The 22,425-nt window shown below is 47.2% G+C and carries 13 protein-coding genes; 9 read left to right on the top strand and 4 right to left on the bottom strand.

Translation table 11 applies throughout. The features are described 5' to 3' along the window. Positions 1-73: 73 nt before the first annotated feature. Positions 74-898, bottom strand: coding sequence for an oxidoreductase (locus tag ACYVAM_RS11360; protein WP_461066949.1), 825 nt, complete (start codon positions 896-898; stop codon positions 74-76). Between the two features lie 337 nt (positions 899-1,235). On the opposite strand from ACYVAM_RS11360, the gene ACYVAM_RS11355 reads away from it, so the two are divergent. From ACYVAM_RS11355 to ACYVAM_RS11345, 3 genes are all read left to right on the top strand, one after another. Next, positions 1,236-1,637: a T9SS type A sorting domain-containing protein gene (locus ACYVAM_RS11355; RefSeq protein WP_461066947.1), complete on the top strand. Its 402-nt coding sequence runs from the start codon at positions 1,236-1,238 to the stop codon at positions 1,635-1,637. Positions 1,638-1,690: 53 nt separating this feature from the next. After that, positions 1,691-2,962, top strand: a complete 1,272-nt coding sequence (locus ACYVAM_RS11350; RefSeq protein ID WP_461066945.1) for an erythromycin esterase family protein — start codon at positions 1,691-1,693, stop codon at positions 2,960-2,962. 244 nt (positions 2,963-3,206) lie between these two features. Then, the gene (locus ACYVAM_RS11345; RefSeq protein ID WP_461066943.1) at positions 3,207-3,479 is read left to right on the top strand and encodes a hypothetical protein; all 273 of its coding nucleotides are present in this window, start codon (positions 3,207-3,209) and stop codon (positions 3,477-3,479) included. Positions 3,480-3,790: 311 nt separating this feature from the next. On the opposite strand, the gene ACYVAM_RS11340 is transcribed toward ACYVAM_RS11345, so the two are convergent. The 3 genes from ACYVAM_RS11340 to ACYVAM_RS11330 are packed head-to-tail and all read right to left on the bottom strand — an operon-like array spanning position 3,791 to position 9,460. After that, positions 3,791-4,525, bottom strand: a complete 735-nt coding sequence (locus tag ACYVAM_RS11340; RefSeq protein ID WP_461066941.1) for a DUF3823 domain-containing protein — start codon at positions 4,523-4,525, stop codon at positions 3,791-3,793. Positions 4,526-4,537: 12 nt separating this feature from the next. After that, positions 4,538-6,328: a RagB/SusD family nutrient uptake outer membrane protein gene (locus tag ACYVAM_RS11335; RefSeq protein ID WP_461066939.1), complete on the bottom strand. Its 1,791-nt coding sequence runs from the start codon at positions 6,326-6,328 to the stop codon at positions 4,538-4,540. 12 nt (positions 6,329-6,340) lie between these two features. Further along, on the bottom strand, positions 6,341-9,460 hold the full coding sequence (locus ACYVAM_RS11330; protein WP_461066937.1) for a SusC/RagA family TonB-linked outer membrane protein: 3,120 nt from the start codon (positions 9,458-9,460) through the stop codon (positions 6,341-6,343). Between the two features lie 437 nt (positions 9,461-9,897). Between ACYVAM_RS11330 and ACYVAM_RS11325 the strand changes: the two genes are divergently transcribed. The 6 genes from ACYVAM_RS11325 (at position 9,898) to ACYVAM_RS11300 (ending at position 22,285) form a co-directional block, all read left to right on the top strand. Further along, positions 9,898-12,516 carry a galactose oxidase gene (locus ACYVAM_RS11325; protein ID WP_461066935.1) on the top strand — a complete coding sequence of 873 codons (2,619 nt, stop codon included), beginning with the start codon at positions 9,898-9,900 and terminating at the stop codon, positions 12,514-12,516. 323 nt (positions 12,517-12,839) lie between these two features. Continuing rightward, positions 12,840-13,424, top strand: a complete 585-nt coding sequence (locus ACYVAM_RS11320; RefSeq protein WP_461066933.1) for an RNA polymerase sigma-70 factor — start codon at positions 12,840-12,842, stop codon at positions 13,422-13,424. Positions 13,425-13,555: 131 nt separating this feature from the next. Next, complete coding sequence (locus tag ACYVAM_RS11315; RefSeq protein ID WP_461066931.1) at positions 13,556-14,797, top strand: FecR family protein; 1,242 nt, start codon at positions 13,556-13,558, stop codon at positions 14,795-14,797. A 258-nt stretch (positions 14,798-15,055) separates the two neighbouring features. Then, positions 15,056-18,466 carry a TonB-dependent receptor gene (locus ACYVAM_RS11310; protein WP_461066929.1) on the top strand — a complete coding sequence of 1,137 codons (3,411 nt, stop codon included), beginning with the start codon at positions 15,056-15,058 and terminating at the stop codon, positions 18,464-18,466. 42 nt (positions 18,467-18,508) lie between these two features. After that, the gene (locus ACYVAM_RS11305) at positions 18,509-20,041 is read left to right on the top strand and encodes a RagB/SusD family nutrient uptake outer membrane protein (RefSeq protein ID WP_461066927.1); all 1,533 of its coding nucleotides are present in this window, start codon (positions 18,509-18,511) and stop codon (positions 20,039-20,041) included. Positions 20,042-20,155: 114 nt separating this feature from the next. After that, positions 20,156-22,285 (top strand): hypothetical protein, encoded by a 2,130-nt coding sequence (locus ACYVAM_RS11300; protein ID WP_461066925.1) that lies wholly within the window; start codon positions 20,156-20,158, stop codon positions 22,283-22,285. Positions 22,286-22,425: the final 140 nt, after the last annotated feature.

The following is a 22,425-nucleotide window of genomic DNA, read 5'->3' as shown; positions in this document are numbered from 1 at the left end:
ATCAGGCATTTTTAGGGAAAACCAGTGAAATCGCGGTCAAATCTACAACTTTAACGGCTTCTCTTTTTCCGGATCAATGACCGTGGGCGGCCAGACTCACGGCCTTCCAGTCTTCAACGTCTTTCAGGCGCTGGGTATAGACCTGGTTCATGCCCTGATAGGCAACTTTGCCCAGCAACAAGCGGAGGGGTGGTTTGGGACTATCGACCACATTCAGGATGGCCGCCACGGTGGCTTCTGGTTTGCCCCAGCCCTCCGGATTTTCGCCTGCTTCAGCAAAAGCATCCCGTACGGGCGTGTAATCGGTAATATCGGCAGTGGTCTGGATCGCCGAATTGCCAGCCCATTCCGTAGCATAGCCGTTGGGCTCAATGAGTGTAACGTTGATTCCCAGATGCGCCACTTCGCTGGCAATGGTTTCACTCAGTCCTTCTACGGCAAATTTGGATGCGTTGTAGAGGCCAAGCATGGGTAGGGTAGTGAGGCCCAAAAAGCTGGATACCTGAATGATATGGCCGCTTTTCTGGGCGCGCATCACCGGCAATACGGCCTGTGTAACCCAGAGCAGTCCAAAGAAATTAGTTTCCATTTGGGCCCTTGCCTGTTCTTCGGTGGTTTCTTCTACCGTACCGAACAGCCCATAGCCCGCATTATTGATCAGGATATCGATACGGCCAAACTGTGCGGCTACTTCGTTGACGGCTTTGTTTACGGCATCGCGGTTGGTTACGTCCAGTTGTACGGGCAGAATATTATTACCGTATTGGGCCACCAAATCGTCCAGCGCGGCTACATTGCGGGCGGTGGCAGCTACTTTGTCACCGCGTTTTAAAAAGGATTCTGCCCAAAGTTTACCAAATCCTCTCGATGCACCGGTGATAAAAACTACGTTTGACATGACTGTATTTTTTTAGTTAGCCTGATTTTCAGATCAGTTTGATAGCACAAAGGTGCAGGGTATATCGGCGGAGAAATAGCTCGTTTGAGCGGAAGAATAGCACAGATTGACGAGCCTGCATCGGCACCTGGCTGCTTGTTGTTCTGGAGATGTGTTCGCCTGACTGGGGCAGTCGGGGTATGTACAAGGCTATTCCTCACAAATAGCCTCTTTATTCATCTTAAGGCAGTGATTCCCAAAAGTGCCAGCGATTGACTCATTTGTGACAGGGCTTCCTGTGGCGTGTGCCGACCTTTGACCTATCAAAACAGATCATTAATCACAAAACACATAGATCATGAAAGCGCTCATCAATCCCCTCGTCATTGCCTTTTCCTTAACCATCGCTACGTTCTCTGCTTCATTTGCTGACACTAATTCTGGTGGACGCCCTGCCACGGTGGCCAGCTACAAAACGGGAATGTACACCACCGCAGAAGGCAAACTTCAGATCGCCGTCGACAAAGAAGCGACCGGTGCGGTCGATATTCAGTTCGTGAATGCTCAGGGCAAAGTGCTGTTTGCCCAACGGATGGCAAAAAGAGAGAAAGTGGCCCGCATACGGCTGACAGTAAGTGACTTGCCTGACGGTTCGTATCAGGTACGAGTAACCAATAATGTTGAGGTAACGACGCATTCGGTGACCCTGTCCACGCAGCAACCCATGAGTGGCCCTGGCCGTCTGGTGGCCATCCGTTAAGCTACTCCTGCCCATTAAACATAATGAATCAGTCTTTTCCTTCCTCTTGTATCATGTCTATTTCGCTACGTATCGTTTTCTGTCTGGCTCTTGTTTTCTCGATCAAGAATCTGGCAACTGCCCAAACGGATTCGGTCAACTACGCCAGTCTGGCCCACGAAGAAATTTTAACCGGTAAGGCGGATGAATTTCACCTGTTCGACGAAGCTTTTTACCAGAATCAACTCTTTCTGCTGGGCGAATCGCACGGGATCGCGAAGCCCCAGGAAGTCGATTTACGTCTCCTGACCCATCTGAACAAGCGCGTTGGCGTTCGGTATTACATTGCCGAAGTTGATGCCAGTCAGGCTCATTACCTAAATCAGTACCTGGCAACGGGGAATGAGGCTACACTGACAAAAGTTTTTCGGCTTTGGGTAGCGCAACAGGCGCAATGGGCCAATAGAGAGTATCGGCACAAAATCGAAGCCATCCGCGATTTAAACCAGACTTTACCTAAAAGTCGCCAGATTCAGTTTGTTGGCATTGACCGGATTCAAGACAAGACCCTGGTGGCTGAACACCTGTCGGAATTGCTCGGCAAACACGAACGCAACCCGTCGACGCAACCCCTGGCCGATTCGCTGATTGCGCAGTTAACCCCTGATCGTCCAGACAGCGTGGCCGCCAATACGGCTCTTAGGTGGCTTGCCAATTGGACATCGAATGACGCGGCCACTACTAGATTTTGGGGTAAGGATGCTGAAGCCCTTCACCACCTATTGGCTAATGTGGTTTATCTGAAGGCCATCCGGAGTCGTGAAGTAACCATTTTCACAAACTTCAAAGCAATTCTGCCCAGTCTTAAGCAGGAAAAGCTATACGGGTTCTGGGGCTTTTTCCACGTGCTGCAAAGTCCACTGAAGGTTGGAGTTAAGCCCTTTGCCTGTCAGGTAAAAGAGTCAGATTTGTATTTGCACGACAAAATCGTTTCGATCACATTTAGCTACCTGGACAGCTATACCATGACCCCCACCAAGTTTATGCCGCCCTTTTTGCAGGACAAAGGCAAAGCGTTTACCCGGGTCGACAAGTTTAACAATGACAGTGAGTTGATGAAATCGGAAGGTATCGCTACGATAAGACCCATCACCAATCCGCATTCGGTAACACTTTTTGCCCTGGATCGGCCGGGCTCGTTCGCCCGCCAGACGCCAATTCGCATTACGTACGGGGCTGCCATGCCGCAAAAGCTGGAATTTAGTCCGACTCTGCCCATGACCAGTTATTTTCAGTACCTGTTGCTCGTGCGGGATTCGGACATGACAACCCCTTTGCAGCCCTAAGGCTTGTTTGACGCTGACGTATTGTTAAAGTATATCTTCTAAATCATGTATCTATCGCTACTGAGTATCTTTCAAAAAGAAACTTTGTGTTTGACTAGTGTATACGTATAAAGTCTAGTTTGAGAAAAAGGCATTCTTACTTTATTCCGCTAAAAAAGGAGCCAGTAAGCCTCATATAGACGATATCTTACTACTATTTCAGACTGTGAATATTAACAGATACAAGGGTACCTATTTGACTCATATGGTCGCCCCTGTTTCGGAAAAGGCAGAAATCACGAATAATCTGGCTTTCCCTTGGGCTCGCAAGGTGAAGGTTATTGCGAGAGCAAGTTTACCCAATCCAGTTAAAATGCCTGATAGCCTTATTTTCTTCAAATCTAATCGTGGTGCTTGTTGCCCATTGGAGCTGATTGAACGCGATAATGGAGGATCGAGACGGAACGGCTATGCTATTCCATTACCTGAATTACAGAAAATAATTTGGGGGCTTTTTGAAGGATATTTCAAGAGGTAATGGTAGATATGAATAGATATAATATTGATTACTATCAATTATCTACACATTCAAATTATGCTATCAGCTACTGAGGACTCTTCTGAATAGTTGCAAGGTTATACTCTGGTATTTACAGTCGATGGTAGACCCGTAGTTCTGTCTCAGAATGCAGCCAAGTGATTGTTCAACTAGCTACTTTTTACGTAAAAAGTAGCTAGTTGAACAATCACTTGTATACGATTGAATGGTCTTGAGCTATTACTGAATTATTATGAGTAAAGGCGTTGCTAATCTGTAGCCAGCGCTAATTTTTGTTTGAAGAAGACAAATTAACGAACAGTAGCTTTTACGACGGGGCTGTAATTATACTTTGCCACGTCTGTTGTTCTAACACCAACTCTAAAATAGTACACTCCTTTTGGTAAATGGGTTTCTGACCATTTAAACGTGAACGTTCGGGGTGCTCCTACGATGTTGCTATCAGCCGTTGATGACGAAATATCCTGTCTCCAGAGGTTGATGAAATACCCTGATGCATTGGAGCTGACACTCTCATTAACAAGGGCGTAGTCATTGATCATGAAGATAATCTGCGAAATCTTCGTGGACGTATTGGCAGCTGGTTTACGAATGGTGTAGGTAAACGTGCTATCGGATACACTTGCCGAAATCCGGTAAAATGGAGTGACCTTAAAGTTCAGCTCAGTACGGTTTCCGCTCGTCAATTTTACCGTTGCCGAATCGGCGGGTTGATACAGAAAAGCACCGTCGCGTGGAAGGGCTTTGTAAGTTCCGGCAAAAAACTGAGTGGACGAAAATTCGCCATTGGCTTTTAATTCAATATCAGTCGTTCCTGGACTGGGATACTTTACTTTGTCCCATTGGATAAACCGCACGGTGCCTCCGCCCGGCTGCCGGAGTTCTAGTGACTGGCCGTTTTCTGCATCGGTCAGTTTTCCATAGACACCCGATTCGGGCTGAACGAAGTTGTCCCATTTGTTGCATCCACTGAACGCAATGGGTAGCAGCAAAATAAGTATACCTGCAAGTTGTCGTGTTTTCATGGTTTGATACGGTTAATAGCCAGGGTTTCCATTGCCCAGTTTAGAGCCAGCTTTGCTTCGTTCAGACGCAGGTATCTGGAAGTAATAATCCTTAATCTGATAGGTTTTTCCACCCCCATTCGGCGTTTTTTCAAAGACGTAGTCTTTCGCATTAACGTCGTAGTAGATATAGAGACCAGTGGGGATCCAGCCACTGAATTCGGTGGTTAATGTCCGCCAGCGCCTTAAATCCCAGAATGTTCGGTTTTCAAAAGCTAGTTCTACCGAGCGTTCTTTCCGAATTTTGTTCCGATCAACTGTTGTTAGCGGTACAACCCCCGCCCGAGAGCGGAGCTGATTGATCGCCGTGAGTGCTTCCGAAGCCGGTTTCCCTACTTCAAAAGCCGCTTCGGCATAATTTAACAGCACTTCCCCCAGCCGCATATCCAGCCAGTCGGTTTCCGACGACCAGTCCACGCATAAATTAGCGGGCCGAGTAACATCTAAAAACTTTTTCTGCCAGAATGTAACCGCATCATTATTGGAGTTTCCGGTAGCCCGGACCGAATTGGTCGTTGGTGCTGCAACAATCTGCTTCTTGTCAATGTCAAAATACTGGTTAAGCGCCGTGCCATTATACTTCACGCCATTGTAAAGAACACCCCGTTGACCCGTTATGTCAACGCCTTTGAAGGGACTACCGGTCGAAATGATGGATCCGAAAAAACGGGGATCTTTATTTTTGAAAACATCCTGAGGGCTTTTGTAATGAACGTAGGCCGTGGGTGTGCCGATGTTCAGCGTACCGGGCGTACCATCTACATAATCAAATCGTTCGACCATGTCCAGCGTCGGTGTCATGCGGTTGGCATACCCGATGGGGGACTGGATCACGATAGGCAAGGCCATCAAATCCTGAGAGTGCGTCCGGCGCGTGGATTCATAATCCCAGCCTTTGCAAAAAATTGCTTCCGAATTCCCCTGGAGTTCGTAAAAAAGCATCTGAAAGTTCTGTGACTTATCGTTCGGATATTTATTGAAAAGGCTATACTTACCATCGTCGATGATTTTTTTTGAGGCATCATAGGCCGCCAGCAAATACCCGTTGGCTTTTGCTGGATCAATGCCCACCAGTCCATCCAGTTGCACTGTTCCAAATTTGGCAATAGAGCCAGCGTGCAGCATCGTTCTGGACAGTAATGCCAGGGCCACATATTTGTTAGCCCGACCGTACACGCTGGTGATGGGCAGGTTCGCGACGGCAAAATCCAGGTCCGATTTAACCAAATCCCACACGTCGGCTTCTTTACTTCGGGGCAGATTCAAGTCGGCGGTATTGCCATTTGTAATCGTTTGCGGTTCCAATAAAATGGGAACGCCCCCCCAGAATTTCACCAGTTCCTGATAATAATAAGCCCGGACGAATTTAGCCTCGGCAACATAGGCATTTTTAGTAGCCTCGGGAATATTGACCGTAGCAATCTCTTTAATGAACGTATTCACGTTACGGATGGCTCGGTACAGCTTTCCCCAGTTCTCGTCGTTGTTTGAGGCATTGGTTGAATTGGTTGTTTCCCAGGTCCAGTTGGAGGTATACCCATCGCCATTTCCGGGGAATTCGCCAAAACGACCGTTGCAGTAGCTGAAGTCTTCGATGGGAAGATCCTTGTATAGAGTAGCGAAATAGGCTTCTACCGCTTCCGGACTGTTATAAACCTGCTCTGCGGTTAATAGGTCTACCGGCTTTTTATCCAGTAAGCTGTCATTACAAGCATAAAGGCCGCCGAAACAGAGCAGAATAAGGTATTTTTTTAAGTTCTTCATGGTGATTACAGATTAAAAAGAAAGCTGGACGCCCAGATTCAGGTTCATCGTCAGTGGGTAGTTATAGCTGTATAGCCGGTCATCTGTATATTCTGGATCGACGAAATCAAGTCCCTTCGACCACGTGTAGAGGTTGTAGCCATTGGCGAACACCCGTAAGCCTCTTACATGGATCTTGGCCAGCATATCTTTGGGTAAACTATAGCCGACTTCGAGGCTTTTCAGGCGCAGGTAGGTGGCATCGAACCGCCAGAATTCATTACTCATGTAATTCTGGCGTTGGCCGGTTGAGGGATACTTGCCCGGAATCCATTCACTGGCAGCATCCGCCAGGTTGGACCGGTGCCAGCGGTCGTTAAAGATGGATATTGGGTTGGCCGTCTGAAAATAGAAGGGTCGCGATAACTGATCCTGATAAGCTACTTGATACATCGTAGCGCCCTGGAACAGAACGGCGACATCGAAGCCTTTCCACGACAGAGTAATGTTTGTACCAAAGTAAATGGAGGGTTTACTTTGTCCTCGACCAATGACCGTTTCGTCGAGGTTATTAATAATGCCGTCTCCATTCAAATCAATATATCGAATATCGCCGGGAAGAACGGTTCGGTTACCGGCCCCATCCATGATGGGCCAATTTCGGATTTCTTCGTAACTGGTAAATTGCCCATCCGTTTTGTAGCCCCAAACAATGTCGTTATAACGGCCGCTATTCCGGTTTCGCCAGAAATCATAATCGCTGTTCGCAGGTGTCTCTTCCCGGTACCGGTAGCGAGTCCGGGCGTAACTCATGTTGCCAGAAATTGAGTAATTGACACCTTTGATTTTGTTCCGGTGCCCCAGCACGATTTCGAATCCCTGCGTACGATCCTGGTTGATGTTTTCCTGAGGGAGGTTTACGCCGTAGGTAGCCGGAACCGTCGAAATACGATCCGCCAGCAGTCCGTCCCGGTCGCGCCGGAAAACGTCTGCTTCCAGCGATAGTAAGCCATTCCAGAAGGAACCTTCGATGCCGAAGTCAGTCGTAGTCGAGGTGTACCAGGTAATATTAGGGTTCGCTGAATTTTTAAAGCCTAGACCGCCTGCGAACGTTGTTCCGAACTGGTAGCCACTGCTTGGGTAGGTATAGCCGGTCAGGAATTGGAACGAAGCGCCTGAAATGCCATCATCCCCCAGAATACCATACGAACCCCGTAGTTTCAGGTTGCTGATAAAGGGTGCATGATTACGAATGAAGGGCTCTTCGGAAAGCCGCCAGCCAGCCGAGACGTATGGGAAGAAACCCCAGCGACTGCTCTTCGGGAAACTGGACGAACCATCGTACCGAAAGCCAGCTTCTGCCAGGTATTTGCCAGCGTAATCGTAATTCACTCGACCTACGTAGCTCATATTTGCGCTTGAGCTATAGCCCGAGCCAATGGCATCCGTCTTTCGGTTTCCGGCGACGAGCTGATCAACGGCGTCAATAATAAACTGTGTGTTTGCGTTGTTACTGTTGTTCTCCCGGTCGATCTGCTCATATAGACCTAGGGCACCAACATTATGCTTGCCAAAGGCATTCTGGTAATTGAATGATAACTGAATGTCGTTGCGTTTACCTTGCCCAAACGCTTCGGTTAACCGGGAGGGAGCCAGATGCGTGTACGCTTTCTGGGCCAGTTGATTCGTGCCGGGGTCCACTACGTAATCGTATTGGTTGTATTTCTTGGTAAACTGCTTCCGAAAGCTATAATTGATGTCGTACGCATACTGCGCTTTGGCACTTAATCCTTTTATGAACGGTACAGTATAGGTTAGCTGGAAGGTTGAGGTCAGAAATTTATCATCGCTTTTATTATACCCGCTATAGGCTTCCGAAAAATCGGCAATGGGATGACTCAATGAACTTAACGGCTGACGTAAGTAATTGAGGTCATTATTCGAGTAGAGCGGTTCCGTGGGGTCCCACTGCCAGGTATTTTTTAACAAGGCCCAGATTGCCTGACTTGGCTCTTTGCTGACGGAATTAATAAAGGCCAGATTGGCACCCATTGTGAGGCCTTTTGTCAACTCTGCGTCAATGTTTAACCGGAGGTTGTATTTTTTGCCGGTCATAATATCCGAATTGAACAAGCCACCTTCGTTGAAATACCCGGCCGATGCAAAATACCGGAGCTTGTCGGTGCCACCGTTGATAGTCAGGTTATGTTGCTGCTGTCCCGCCCGGTCGCGCATTACCGCTTTCAGAAAGTCGGTATTGGGTAGCTTGCCGCTCTGAAAATCGGCCAGTTGCTGATCCGAATATTTTGGGGGAGTCCTTTCCAGCCGGTTACTGATATTATTATTGATTTGCTGCTCATTGTAGAGGGTGGCATACTGGTAAGCATTCGAAAGCTGTGGATACCGGGTTATAATCTGTTGCCCGTAATGCCCTGTGTAGTTTACCTGCACTTTGCCCTGACTTCCTTTTCGCGTGGTGACCAGAATAACGCCATTGGCCGCCTTCACTCCGTAGATAGCCGCTGTCGCATCTTTCAGGACAGAGACACTTTCAATCTCGTTCGGGTCCAATCGGTCGAAACCTGATTTATCGCGCTGAACTCCGTCGACAATAATCAGTGGCCCGCCCGTCTGGTTCCCGCCAATGTCATTGGGGTCGGTGTAACTGAAGCCCCGGATGTCAATCTGCGAGTCGTATTTACCTGGCTGGCTGGATAGTTGGGTAACCCGAACACCGGGTGCCCGGCCCGTTAGTGTATTGGTCACATCGCTGTTGGCATTGATCACCAACTCTTTATTGGCAACGGTGGTAATCGCACCTGTAACATTCACTTTTTTCTGAACCCCGTAGCCGACCACAACTATTTCATTCAGGGCCTTCGCATCTTCTTTCAGGGTTATGTCGATACTGCTCTTATTCCCGACCTCAATTTCCTGCGACTCGTAGCCGACAAACGAAAAAATCAGCATAGCCTGCCCGTTCGGTATCGTTAAAGCGTAAGTTCCTTTTTCATTTGTTGTTGTACCGCGAGTCGAACCTTTCAGGACAACGCTTACGCCCGGCAGGGCACTTCCTTTTTCATCGGCAACCTTACCGGTAATCGTTCGGTCCATTGGAGCCTGATTCAACGCTGAAGCTGATCCTCCGTTCATTCGCGTATTCGGGAATGCGTTGGTCCGACGAGCTAGTAAGTGCTGAGCTTCTGCGGCTAGCGTGAGTGCTACGTTTAGTAGTAAAACCACCCAAATCGATTGCTGAATTGCTCTCTTTGTTTTCCTATTGACAGATAAATCTATTTGCATAAGCCCTGATTTATTTGGATTAAAACAGGGTGCTAAGAACGCCGGAGGAGATTAAAATTATCTTAATAAATGCTTAATAATTAGACTTAAATGGTATATTTTGTGAATTTTCTTATTACTCTTTGATTAAACAGGCCATTTTGATAGCTGATGAATATCCGGTAAATTGGATCCAATATTCTATAGGGCAAACCCTGTACTAATACATTCAGTAGAAAGTAATAAACCGCCACTTAGCTGTCTCATTGTAGATGCTGAATGATATTGGCAGACTAATCAAAAGAACCTTGACCATCTATCGATATATATACCATCGATTCGTACGCAATATCACGTATAGCGTAGTAGCGCTGTTGATGGCTTCGACCAGTATCCAGGCGCAAACGTATGGATTACAATTTGTGGGGCATGAAGAAATTCAGGATAACCGCACCTCACTGAATCTTACCCCTGAGCATTCATTATGCCTCAAAGGGAATGTCGAACTTTCGTTCGACCTGACACTAGTCCCCAACTACCAAACGTACTTCGGCTACATTTTCAGAATCATTCAGGCGGACAAGCAGAATCTTGATCTCCTGTACGATCAGAAGTCCAGGAGTTTCAAAATGATTATTGGTGATCGTCTGGCTGAATCGGTTATCCGCATTGACTCGGCCCAACTGTTTAACCACTGGAATCGGTTTACCATAAAATGGGACCTGAGCCAGCACTCGCTGCTTGTTTTCTCTAATAATAAGCTGGTTATCCGAGATAAGATTGCCTTTACGGAGGCTGGCTGTTTCAAGTTATTTTTTGGCAGTAATGAGTTTGGGCAATTTAAATCGAAAGACCTGCCGCCCATGAGCATTAAAGACATTATGCTGACAGAAAATGGCCAGCGAAAACACTACTGGCCGTTGCAGGAGGTGAACGGCGTAACAGCCAAAGATGACGTTGATGGGCAAATCGCCACTGTCAAAAATCCAGTCTGGATTAAATCGCTGCATACAGAGTGGAAAAAAAAGGATCAGTTTACCCTAAACGGTTATGCAAATGTTGCCTTTGATCCCATTACCGAAACGGTTTACGCCATTGGCTCCGATAAGTTGTATCAGTACGCCGTTCGGACGCATCAGGCCACGATAAAACTACACAAAAACCCACCGAAAAATCTGTTTCAAGGTAGTCAGAGCATTTATAATCCGTTTACTGGCCGGCTCTACAGCTTTTTTGTCGATCAAAAGTCCGTCTATAGCTGTAACCCGTCTAGTGGAGACTGGACTGCCGAGTCCATTACCCCAAATGCGGTTAAGGTAACCGAATACTGGCACGCCAATAAATTCATTTCCCGGTCCGATTCATCGTTATACATTCTAGGTGGCTACGGGCAGTTGACCTACAAAAACAGTATTCTGCGGTACCGATTCGCTTCCAAAACCTGGGATACCCTTACTACAAACGGTAATACTTATACGCCACGTTATCTGGCCGCTTTAGGAACAACTTCTTCGCTCGATACAGCTTATCTAGTCGGAGGCTACGGCAGTCTGACGGGCGAACAGATGCTTAATCCTAAAAATTCGTATGATTTACTGGAATACCTGGTCAAGGAAAATACGTTCCGAAAGGTCTATGAGTTGAACGTCCCAAAAACAGATTTTGCCTTTGCCAATTCGCTGACGATCGATGCGAAATCAAATCAGTATTATGGGCTTATCTTCCCAAATCAGCAGTTTAAAGCTGAGCTGCAGTTGATTGGAGGGTCGTTGGCCAAGCCATCGTATGAAAAGCTGGGCAACACTATCCCCTATTCATTTCATGATGTACACGCGTACGCTGATTTGTACTATTGTCGGATCAGCCAAAAGCTAATTGCTGTAACCCTGTATCATAACGAGGCTAACAATACGACTGACGTAAAGCTGTACTCGATTTCATTCCCCCCAAGTGCGCTGACCGTTCAGGCACATCAGGCAGAACAAGAAGCAATTTCCTATTGGTGGCTTGCTTTCATTATTCTGGGAGTAGCCATTTTCCTGTATGCTCGTCAACAGCGTCAACGGACAGGCAAGGCGCAAAAGCCCGAATCGGTTCCTGCTCACCAACAGGCGTTATCAACCGACAACCAGTCACAGCTCATTTCACTGATAACGCCGGAAATTCCATTCACTCGACCTGACTTGGCAAAGGAACCCGTGTTGACGTCAAGTATCTTCTTTTTTGGCAATTTTCAGGTGCTTGATCACTCGGGTACAGATATTACAAAGTCGTTTACTCCTTTACTAAAAGAGCTTTTTCTACTCTTGTCGCTCAATAGTATTGGCAAGCAGCAGGGAGTTGCCTCCGAGAAATTAAATGAAATCCTCTGGCCTGATAAGTCAGGCCGGGAAGCCAGTAACAATCGCTCGGTTAACATTACGAAGCTGCGGAATCTATTGGAAAAGGTAGAGTTTTGCTCGCTTTCCAAGGAATCGGGCTACTGGAAAATAGACTTCAATTTCAGCCAGCCGCTCTATCTTGATTATGAACGGTACATGGCTATTATCAATGACAAGGCTGTTTTAACGAAACAGGCCATCATTGAGTTGGGCGAAATCACAAAACGAGGTCCTTTTCTGCAAAATACGGAGTATCACTGGCTGGACGATTTCAGGGCGGATATTTCCAATAAGATTATCAATACATTCCTAAAGTACACCGATACGCTAACGATCAGCGAAAACCCGGAGCATTTGATCCAGATTACAAATTTCATTTTTGATTACGATCCTGTCAGCGAAGATGCTATCATTCTAAAATGTAAGGCGCTGTCGTTGATGGGCAAACACACCCTGGCAAAAAACACCTTCGAACGATTTATTCGGGACTACAAAGCCATCTACGGCGAAGAATACGAACAGCCATTTTCGTCCATCATCGACTGAACCTTCCTGTGTATTTCAGGATACTATTCTGCTCATTATTTTGACATTTCAACGAGTCAATTTTCATAATTAAGGTTTTATAAAGATTTTATTAAGGTACGCTGCTGTATTTTGTGCCGGATTAATCCAGGAAAATAATGGATTTTTGAAATTATTAATCCAGAATGGGTTTACTAATCTTGCTTTTATCTAAATGGACAAATTGATAATAAATGGCTACTAGCTAATAAATCTTGATTAAAATCAGAATTTCTTAGTCAATAGAAGCAAGTATCAAACCGGCAATTCTGCTTTTCATATGTAAAATTCACCGCGCTATGGGTGTGCTAAAGCAACTGACCTTGACGAAAAAAAGTCCAGTAGGGGCTTCAGAGTCACTGGAGCTGGACTCTCTTTTCAAGGAATACTATGATCGGCTTGTCTATTTTTCTGTACAGATAATACGGGATCAGGGGCAGGCGCAGGATATTACGCAGGATGCATTTATAAAATACTGGCAGGAGCGAGAGGCCATATTTCCTAATAAAGTGGCCATCAAAAACTACCTTTATAGTACAGTGCGAAATGCCAGTCTAAACGTTATCAGACATAATAAAGTAGTGGATGACTACCGGGAGCAGCATGGGTTTTCGGAAACGGAAGAACTGACCATCATGGATGCGATTATTTCTTCTGAAGTCATGGCTGAACTTTATTCGGCCATTGAATCGCTGCCCGCCAATTACCGCACAATCTCCAAAATGAGCTATCTGGAAGGTAAAAAGAACCAGGAAATTGCGGATGAACTAAACATGTCGATCAATACCGTTAAAAAGCAAAAGCAACGGGCGCTCGAGTTGTTAAGGTTACGGCTTTCGCCAGAATTACTCGCCGTCTTACTCACCCTTGGGACCATCACGCTAACGTAAATGCCAGAAAAGCCAGGCGGGTATGATTGGGTTTCTTCCGTTCTTTTTAATTCGATAAATAATACATTAAATTTTATATTCACTTTATCCTATTCTCTGGCTCGCGTGTCTCTATGGAGTAAAGCAAGGCCATGGAAAATTATAGTCGTTATTTCAGACAGGGCGATCTGATTGCTAAATACCTTAAAGGGGATTTGAGCGATCTCGAACGCGAAGAACTGAACGATTGGATTGCGCAAAGCGATCATAATCAAGCCCTATTCGTCAGGCTGACGCAGGAAGCGACTGTTACGAATGAACTGGAAAAATTCGGTTCAATTGACAAAGCAGAGGCCTGGGAGAAAATAGCCTCCGGAACAGGATATAATACAACCAGCCAGAAGTCGTATATAGGTACACGTTCACTTCGTTACGTGGCAGCCGCTGTCGTGCTACTTGTAGCCGGGCTTCTAATTTACCCCTTCAACCGCCAATCGCAGCCCACAAATCCGGTTGCTCAGCAGCCAGCCGATGTTGCTCCCGGTAGCAACAAGGCAGTTCTGACCCTGGCCGATGCGTCAGAAATAATCCTTGATGATGTCGCTGATGGACAGATTGCCAGACAAGCTGACGTCATCATTACAAAAACGGCTGATGGGCAACTGTTGTATGGAGAAAGCTCCGCAACGGCTTCGGCCAAACTACCTGATACACCACTCAGCTATAATACCATTACTACCCCACGTGGCGGCAAGTTTCGGATTGTCCTGCCCGATGGAAGTAAAGTCTGGCTTAATGCGGCTTCATCGCTAAAATACCCAACCAAATTTGTAGGGAACGAGCGGATGGTGACGCTAACGGGCGAAGCTTACTTTGAAATAGTGCCACAAAAAAATGCGCAAAAGCAGGCGCTGCCTTTCCGGGTGCGTTCGGCTAGCCAGGTTGTTGAAGTGTTGGGTACGCATTTTAACATCAATAGCTACGCTGACGAAAGCAGCGTAAAAACAACCCTGCTGGAAGGCAAAGTAAAGGTTATAAAAACCAACGCTCATCGAGCGGAAAGTTCAGCCGAAGTTATTCTTTCCCCTGGCGAACAGGCTCAGCTCACTGCCGATGCAAAACGCAGACTTAATCTGATCAGGAAAGTAGATCTGGAAGAAACGATAGCCTGGAAGAATGGGCAGTTCCAGTTTAAAGATACCGATTTGCCCACGATCATGCGCCAGATTTCCCGCTGGTACGATGTTCAGGTTGATTTCCAGGGCAAGTTGCCGGACACAAAATTCAGAGGTAAGATTTCCAGGGATGTACCGCTCTCCCAGATTTTTCAGATTCTCCAGTTAAGTGGTATCAACTTTATAATCGAAGGAAAAAAAATAACCGTTAAATCCTGATCGACCATCGCTAAACCGGGCAAGGCTCGGAATAGCCACCGCGGATCTCATAAAAAAGCCGGAACGTGTTGCGAGCACTTCCGGCCAATGATGGGATTCATCTGTCAAGAAACAGAAAAGCAAACCTGTTGACGTACAAGTTTTTATAAACCCCAAAACCAGCATAAAAGTATGAATTATTCTACTTTTTACCTACGGCTGTGGCAATCTGAACCATGGGCACAGCTTAGGCAGCGAATGACTTCCCGATTAATTCCTATGAGTCGGGATACGAAACGAAAATGGATTATGCGGCTCAATTTTATCAGCATATTCATATTGGTTGCCTGTCTGCATGTGTACGCAGCCAGTTATAGCCAGTTGATTTCAATTAATGAACGGAATGCACCGCTTGAAAAAGTACTGGATAAGCTGGAAAAGCAGACTGGTTACTCCTTCTTCCTGCAAACGAATTTGTTGGCCAGCAGCAAGCGGGTCACGGTTCACCTGAAAAATACGCCGTTGGAAACCGTGCTGGAGGAAGTGTTTAAAAACCAGCCGCTGAGCTATTCCATAGTCAGCAAAACCATTGTCATCAAAAGGAAGGAGAATGCTACCAGCCACAAACCAGTTAGTGAGTTGCAGTCGCTCTTTCCCGATGCTAAAAGTGGGCTAAATCTGGAGGCCAGTGCAGATTTTGAGCGCCGGACACTCAATCAACTGGTTGATCGAGTGCAGGCTATCCGGCACGTGTTAATTCCGATAACCGGTAAAGTCACAGACGAAAAAGGCGAAGCGTTACCTGGTGTGAGCATCGTAGTAAAAGGTACCCAGCGGGGAACGACAACGGATCCGAACGGGCAATTTCAGATTGAGGTACCCGATAAGTCGACGACGCTGGTTTTCAGCTTTGTCGGTTATGAAACGCAGGAGGTTAAGCCGGGCGATCTGGCAGCCTTAAATGTGACGCTGAAAGTCAGTGAGCGTGGTTTACAGGAAATTGTGGTAGTCGGTTACGGCGAACAGCGCAAAAGCGACGTGACAGGTGCTACCAGTACGGTTACGGCGAAAGAAATTGCCAAACGACCATTGATACGGGTCGAACAGGCCTTACAAGGTACGACATCCGGGGTTGTTGTGGCCAGCAGTAGCGGACAGCCAGGCCGTGGTTTGAGCGTTCGTATTCGGGGCGCAAACTCCATAACGGGTTCTAACGACCCTTTGTATGTTATCGATGGGTTTATCGGCGGGAATATTGAGTCGCTCAACCCAAATGATATCGAATCGCTGGAAATTCTGAAGGATGCTTCGGCAACGGCGATTTATGGCTCTCGGGGTTCGAATGGCGTCGTTCTCATCACGACGAAATCGGGTCAGGAAGGCAAAGCCAAAATTAATGTCAGTACGTGGGTCAGCAAAGCGATGATGCCCCGGGAACTCTCCTTAATGAACGCCTATGACTTCGCGCGTACGGTTAATACACAGTTTGCCTCGACGGGCAACCCGCCCGCTTTTTCGGACGATCGGCTACAGCAACTGAAAGCCAATGGCGGTACCGATTGGCAGCGTGAACTGCATCAGGAGCCACTTGTTCAAAACTACCAGATCGATTTATCCGGAGGATCGTCGGCGGTTCGGTATCTGATCTCCGCCAATTACCTTGATCAGCCCGGTTTAATTCTCAATCAGTATTACAAACGGGCCACCTTTCGGGCAAACATCGACGCCAAGATCAACGAAAAGATCAACCTGAAGTTTAACGTAGCGGCTGTGGTGCCCCAAAACCGCAATACGAACTACTCCGGTGACCTGACCGACCCCTTTACCCAGGCAACCGAATGGGATCCGACCTCACCCGTACGGGATCCGGCAACGGGAGCACTCGTCTACACCGCGCCTTACGCGTCCATTCAGTATAGCCCCGTGGCTCGGGCACTTGGTCAGTTCGATGAAGGCCGGAATACAAACATTGCGGGAACGGGTATCCTGACGTACCAGATTCTGAAAGGGCTTACTTTCACTACGAATACGACGTATCAGATCTCGTCGCCATTTAACCAGACGTTGTTTGGGCCAGGTACGGGCAATGGTGTATTGTATGCGCAGGTCAACTCGTCTAGAAACTGGAATTTCCAAAATAGTAACTTCCTGACGTACAGAGGTGATTTTGGCGATCATGCCATTACCGTAACGGCACTGTATGAACAGCAGCAGGGACAGGGCTTATCGGCAAACGCCCGGGCGAACAACCTGTCGACGTATTCGCTGGGATACTACAACTTAAGTTTGGGTGGAACGCAGTTTACGTCATCCGGTTACTCCGCCGACGCCCTGCAATCCTATATGGGCCGGGTCAACTACGCCTATAAAGAAAAGTATTTGCTCACCGCCAGCGTTCGTGTCGATGGCTCGTCGCACCTGACCGAGAAGTACAGTACCTTCCCGTCTCTGGCTCTGGCCTGGAACCTGTCGAAAGAAAGCTTTCTGCAAAACTCAAAATTGTTTTCTGACCTGAAAATCAGAACCAGTTACGGGCAAACAGGGAATCAGGCTGTAGGGGCGTATGCTACCATTGCCCAGATCACCACGGGTGGAGGCCAGCCAGCCTACTATTTCGATGGCTCAACCCCCAGCGTGGCAACCCCACTTGGCGCACCAGTCTCCAATAGCCTCAAATGGGAAACCACAACGCAATATGATGCGGGTATCGACGCGTCGTTTCTGAACGGACGCTTACGATTTACCGCCGATGCCTATTTGAAAAACATCAGCAATCTGCTGTACAGTTATCAGGCACCTTTCTATCTGGGTGGGGGCGATTATCTCCGCAACATTGGCAGTGTTGAAAACAAGGGCCTTGAGTTTTCGCTGAGCGGCACCCCAGTCGCCACCGGAAAACTACGCTGGACCAGCAATTTCAACATTTCCTTCAACCGCAACAAGGTGACAAGTTTGGGTGGCCTTGACAATGTTATCGTAAACGGGGTTGGATCGGCGCTGAACAGTGCGTCTATTCTGCGGGTCGGCCGGCCATTGGGTGAGTTTTACGGGTACCAGTTCCTGGGGACCTGGAAAACGAGCGAAGCGGACCAGGCGTCCCAATTTGGGATGAAACCAGGCGACGCTAAATACGTGGATGTAGATGGCGATCATGCCTACACGGCGGCCGACAGAGTATCCATCGGAAATGGGACGCCTGCCTACTCGTTTGGGTTCATCAATGACATCAACTACGGCAATTTTACGCTCAGCTTTATGTTTCAGGGAACGCACGGCAACCAGATTTACTCACAAACACTGGCATACCTGTGGGGTGGATTAGGCGATCAGCGAAACGCGACAACCACCGAAGCGCTGAACATCTGGACGGCCCAAAATCAGACTGATAACCCGGCATTTAGCAGCACCAGCAAGAACTTCAACAACAGTAGCCGCTACGTGTACGACGGTAGCTATACGAAGCTGAAGAACCTGTCGCTGACCTATCGGATACCTGATAATCTGCTGAAAAAGGCAAAAGTACGCAACCTCGAGGTGTATGTAAGTGGTCAGAATCTGTTCATGATCACGAAATACCCTGGCTATGATCCGGAAGTCTCAAACGGAACGAATGCCATCACGCAGGGGCTGGAAATGGGCGTTATCCCAAACCCCAAAACCTATACAATTGGATTCCGCCTTGGTTTATAAGAGCTGTATGTACGATTAAAATTCTAATCAGAAGACAAAATCATGAACACCAACTATTCCTTATACCTTGTCTTTCTTGCCTTGATTTTGGTTAGCGGCTGTCAGAGTCTCGTGGAGGATCCAAAAGGCAGTTTGACACCCGGAACCTATTTCAAAACGCAGTCGGATCTGGATGCATCCGTATCGGCTATTTACATCCAGTTTGCGCGGGATGGTGCCTGGGGTTTTACCAACCGGAGCACGTCTTATTTTGGCTCGGATGACTTTACAACCGATCCTGGCCTGAACAAAGAAGATTTTCGACTGTTCGACCGCCTGAGTGGTGGCAGTGGTAACCTGAGTCTGGTCGCTCAATGGCAAGGTCCCTGGCAGGGGATTTATCAGGCCAACAACGTAATTGCCAATTATACAAAGGTAAATTCTACCGATGCTCAGAAAAATCAGGCAGCCGGTCAGGCGTATTTCCTGCGGGCCCTGGGGTACTATTACCTGGTTAGAACGTTCGGCCCTGTGCCCATTATTCTGACCCAAATCGATGTGAACGACAGACCTCAGCGCGACCCGGTCGATAAAGTGTACGCGGCTATCATCAGCGATTTGCAGAAAGCGAAGGAACTCCTGCCCGTTTCGTTCCCGAATCAACCGGGCCGAGCAAACCAGATGGCAGCCCGCTCACTTCTGGCTGATGTATACCTGACCATGACGGGCTGGCCACTCAAGCAGGAGAGCAATTACAAGCTGGCTGCTGACGAAGCCAACGCCGTTATTCAAGCGGCCGTCTACAACCTCAATACGCCTTACGCCAGCGTGTTCACGACCAACAATACCACCGAATCTATTTTTGGTTTACAGTATAATGTAAGCGGAGGGCTTCCGTTGCGTAGTTCGGGTTCATCGTCGGTACCCCTCGACGAAGTTGCTACGAACGGCTCGAGTGGCTGGGATGACTATTATCCGGAAATCAATTTCTACAAAAACGCCCCCAAATGCCCCCGGACGGATGCTACGTTTTACACAACGATCAAGCTGCGTCAACCCGATGGGAAAACGTTTAAACTGGTTCCCTGGGATTCGCCCGAAACGCATGCTGGCCATCCCTATTACAGGAAGTTCCGGGCTGGCTTAAATGGGGATGGTGTTTCGGAAACGGAGACGACCATTGAGTCCATTAATCCCAGCACCAACAAAGTGTATGATATCATCCGCTACCCGCAGGTGCTGTTAATTTATGCCGAAGCGTCGGCAATGGCCGCTGGTGGTCCTACCGCAGCAAGCTACAGTGCCATAAATCAGGTACGGAAACGGGCGGGTTTGTCTGATCTGACTCCTGGTCTTTCGGCAACTGCTTTCCGGGATGCGGTCGTCTATGAACGAGCGTATGAATTTGCGGGCGAGTTCGGGGTACGGTGGTTTGATATTGTTCGATTACAACTGTTACCTCAGATTGTAGCCGCCCGAAGTTCGGCTGAAAACCCAATTCCAGCGAATACAAATTTCGCCCAGAAATATCTGGCCCCCATTCCTGTGAATGAAATGGCCAGAAATCCGACCTGGACGCAAAATGACGGCTACTGAAATGGAGTACCAGGGGCGCTCACGGCAACATTGTATGCCGATTAGCCGTTGACTGCCCCTGGTCAATTTTTGTTTATTATAGGTTGGATTAGAAAGCATAGTGGAATTTCTGCTATGCTTTTTACAAACCAGGAAGGCTTTTCGAGGGAAGATAGACCGCTCTTTATTACGTTACAAATGAACACGCCTAAAGACAATACTTCACCGAAAAAGCGATCATCAACGCGAATTGTTCTATTAAAAGTCTTGAGTGTTTTAGTCTCTTTTCTTTTATTGGTTCTCGTTGAAATTTTACTGCGTCTTTTTGGGTATGGTCACAATGTAGATCTATTTGTTGAATGCCCGGAGGATAAGGATTATTATGTTTTAAATCCGGATGCATCCAGGAAATATTTTACGAATCAAAAAATAGCGACGAAAGGCAATAGTGAGCCTTTTAAAAAGAAGAAGAATAAAAATACCGTACGCATTTTTATTTTGGGTGAATCCACGACAATTGGATATCCTTATTTTCACAACGGATCTTTTCATCGCTGGCTTCAGTATCGTTTAACGCACACATTTCCCAGTCGGAATTTTGACATTATTAACCTCTCGCTGACGGCTGTTAATTCGTATACAGTCTTCGGGTTTGCCAAGGAATTAATCGATTATGAACCAGACGCCGTTTTGATCTATACGGGTCATAATGAATACTACGGGGCGCTTGGCGTTGGCTCGACAGAACACATTGGTGGCACACCTCAACTGGTAGAGTTAATTCTTTACCTACGCCAATTCCGGCTCGTGCAATTGCTGACGAATGGGTACGAATCCATACAACGTATCAGTGGTGGTTATAAGCCGGTTTCAGGCGGTACGAGAATGAAACTGATGGTGGCTGATCAACGAATTCCATATCAGTCAACCCTCTATGAACGAGGAGTAGACCAATTCCGCCGGAATATGGATCGAACCCTTCACCTGCTTGCAAAACGGAATATCCCTGTCTTTGTCAGTAACCTGGTCAGCAATGAAAAGGACCTGAAACCGTTCGTAAGTTTTCCTGTCGAAAAAGGTAAATCATTCACGTTCAACAAGACCTACAACCTTGGCTTGATGGCGCTTACGAAAGGCAATCTACCGCTCGCTTACTCGTACCTCAGTGCGGCCAATCAGTTGGATAGCAACCATGCCCTTTGTACGTATTACTTGGGGCGAACGGCTTATTTGCAGGGAAATCCAGAACAGGCAAAGCGGTATTTTTCCAGAGCGAAAGATCTGGATGGCCTGCGGTTCAGAGCTCCCGAAGCCCTGAATAGCATTATCCACCAGTTATGCCAATCCTACAAAAACGCCCATTTCGTAGATACCAAAGCCCTTTTTGACGCCCATTCTCAAAATGAAATTATTGGCGATGAGCTGATTATGGAACATGTTCACCCGAATCTGAAAGGCTACGCGTTATTGTCAGATGCATTTTATGATGCGCTGAAGCAGGCAAAACTTATCCCGATAAAGGATGAACGGGAGATGAGTTTGGCTCAGTTGCTTCGTGACATGCCCATAACCAAAGTAGATTCGTTGGCGGGCCTGTACAAGGTCGCTAATCTGAAACGAAACTGGCCGTTTAACGAAGTGATGTCGGCTCAATCGTTTACCGTTGAATCGGTAGAAGAAAAATTAGCCTACAGCCTGATGACGCAGCAGATGTCCTGGAGCGATGCTCTGAGTCATCTGTATGATTTTTACATGCGCAGTCGCGCATTGGGCAACGCGCGAAAAGTTGTCGAAGCACTCGTGTTGGAGTATCCCACTGACGTCCGTTATTATGAAAAGGCAGCCATGCTCAGTGGCGAGTTGAATGATCAGGAAACGGCAATCTTCTACTTTAAAAAAGCATTTGCGTTGTCTCCGACCTTTGATAAAGCACGGCATCTCTTCGTGCTTTATCTCCAGCTTGATCGACCTGGCGACGCTATGCCTTATCTGGATTATGCCAGTCAAAATAATCAATCCCGATTCGATTTGAATTCGGTTAAAGCAACAGCAGAACAGATTATTTCTCTAAAAAAACGTTGCGTAATTGATTCTGCTGATGTATCGATTTTAAATCAAATTGCCACTGCATATGTTCAGATGGATAATGCAAAAGGGGCCTCAAAATATATACAAAAAGTTTTGACAATCGATGCTGCCAATAAGGAAGCGCTGGCTATGGTAGCGTACCTAAATTCCAGTCGTCAGGAAGGCAGGATGCGGTAAATTTATTTTTTACTTGTTGATAGAAAATTAGCGTCGGCAGCGCCTGCTCTTTATCCATTTTCGTCCTTAATGTGTCTTTATGACGAACGTGAATTCGATCCCTCCTGACTAGCCAGATTATTGCTAAATAAGTAGTTCGT

The organism is Spirosoma horti (assembly GCF_054776595.1).
The sequence above is the reverse complement of the archived record's forward strand: the minus strand, read 5'-3'. Positions and strand labels throughout refer to the sequence as shown.

Coding starts and splice junctions, on each gene's coding strand:
- ACYVAM_RS11360 (WP_461066949.1), bottom strand. CDS start 898: ATGTCAAACGTAGTTTTTATCACCGGTGCATCGAGAGGATTTGGTAAA.
- ACYVAM_RS11355 (WP_461066947.1), top strand. CDS start 1,236: ATGAAAGCGCTCATCAATCCCCTCGTCATTGCCTTTTCCTTAACCATC.
- ACYVAM_RS11350 (WP_461066945.1), top strand. CDS start 1,691: ATGTCTATTTCGCTACGTATCGTTTTCTGTCTGGCTCTTGTTTTCTCG.
- ACYVAM_RS11345 (WP_461066943.1), top strand. CDS start 3,207: ATGGTCGCCCCTGTTTCGGAAAAGGCAGAAATCACGAATAATCTGGCT.
- ACYVAM_RS11340 (WP_461066941.1), bottom strand. CDS start 4,525: ATGAAAACACGACAACTTGCAGGTATACTTATTTTGCTGCTACCCATT.
- ACYVAM_RS11335 (WP_461066939.1), bottom strand. CDS start 6,328: ATGAAGAACTTAAAAAAATACCTTATTCTGCTCTGTTTCGGCGGCCTT.
- ACYVAM_RS11330 (WP_461066937.1), bottom strand. CDS start 9,460: ATGAACGGAGGATCAGCTTCAGCGTTGAATCAGGCTCCAATGGACCGA.
- ACYVAM_RS11315 (WP_461066931.1), top strand. CDS start 13,556: ATGGAAAATTATAGTCGTTATTTCAGACAGGGCGATCTGATTGCTAAA.
- ACYVAM_RS11310 (WP_461066929.1), top strand. CDS start 15,056: ATGAGTCGGGATACGAAACGAAAATGGATTATGCGGCTCAATTTTATC.
- ACYVAM_RS11305 (WP_461066927.1), top strand. CDS start 18,509: ATGAACACCAACTATTCCTTATACCTTGTCTTTCTTGCCTTGATTTTG.
- ACYVAM_RS11300 (WP_461066925.1), top strand. CDS start 20,156: ATGCTTTTTACAAACCAGGAAGGCTTTTCGAGGGAAGATAGACCGCTC.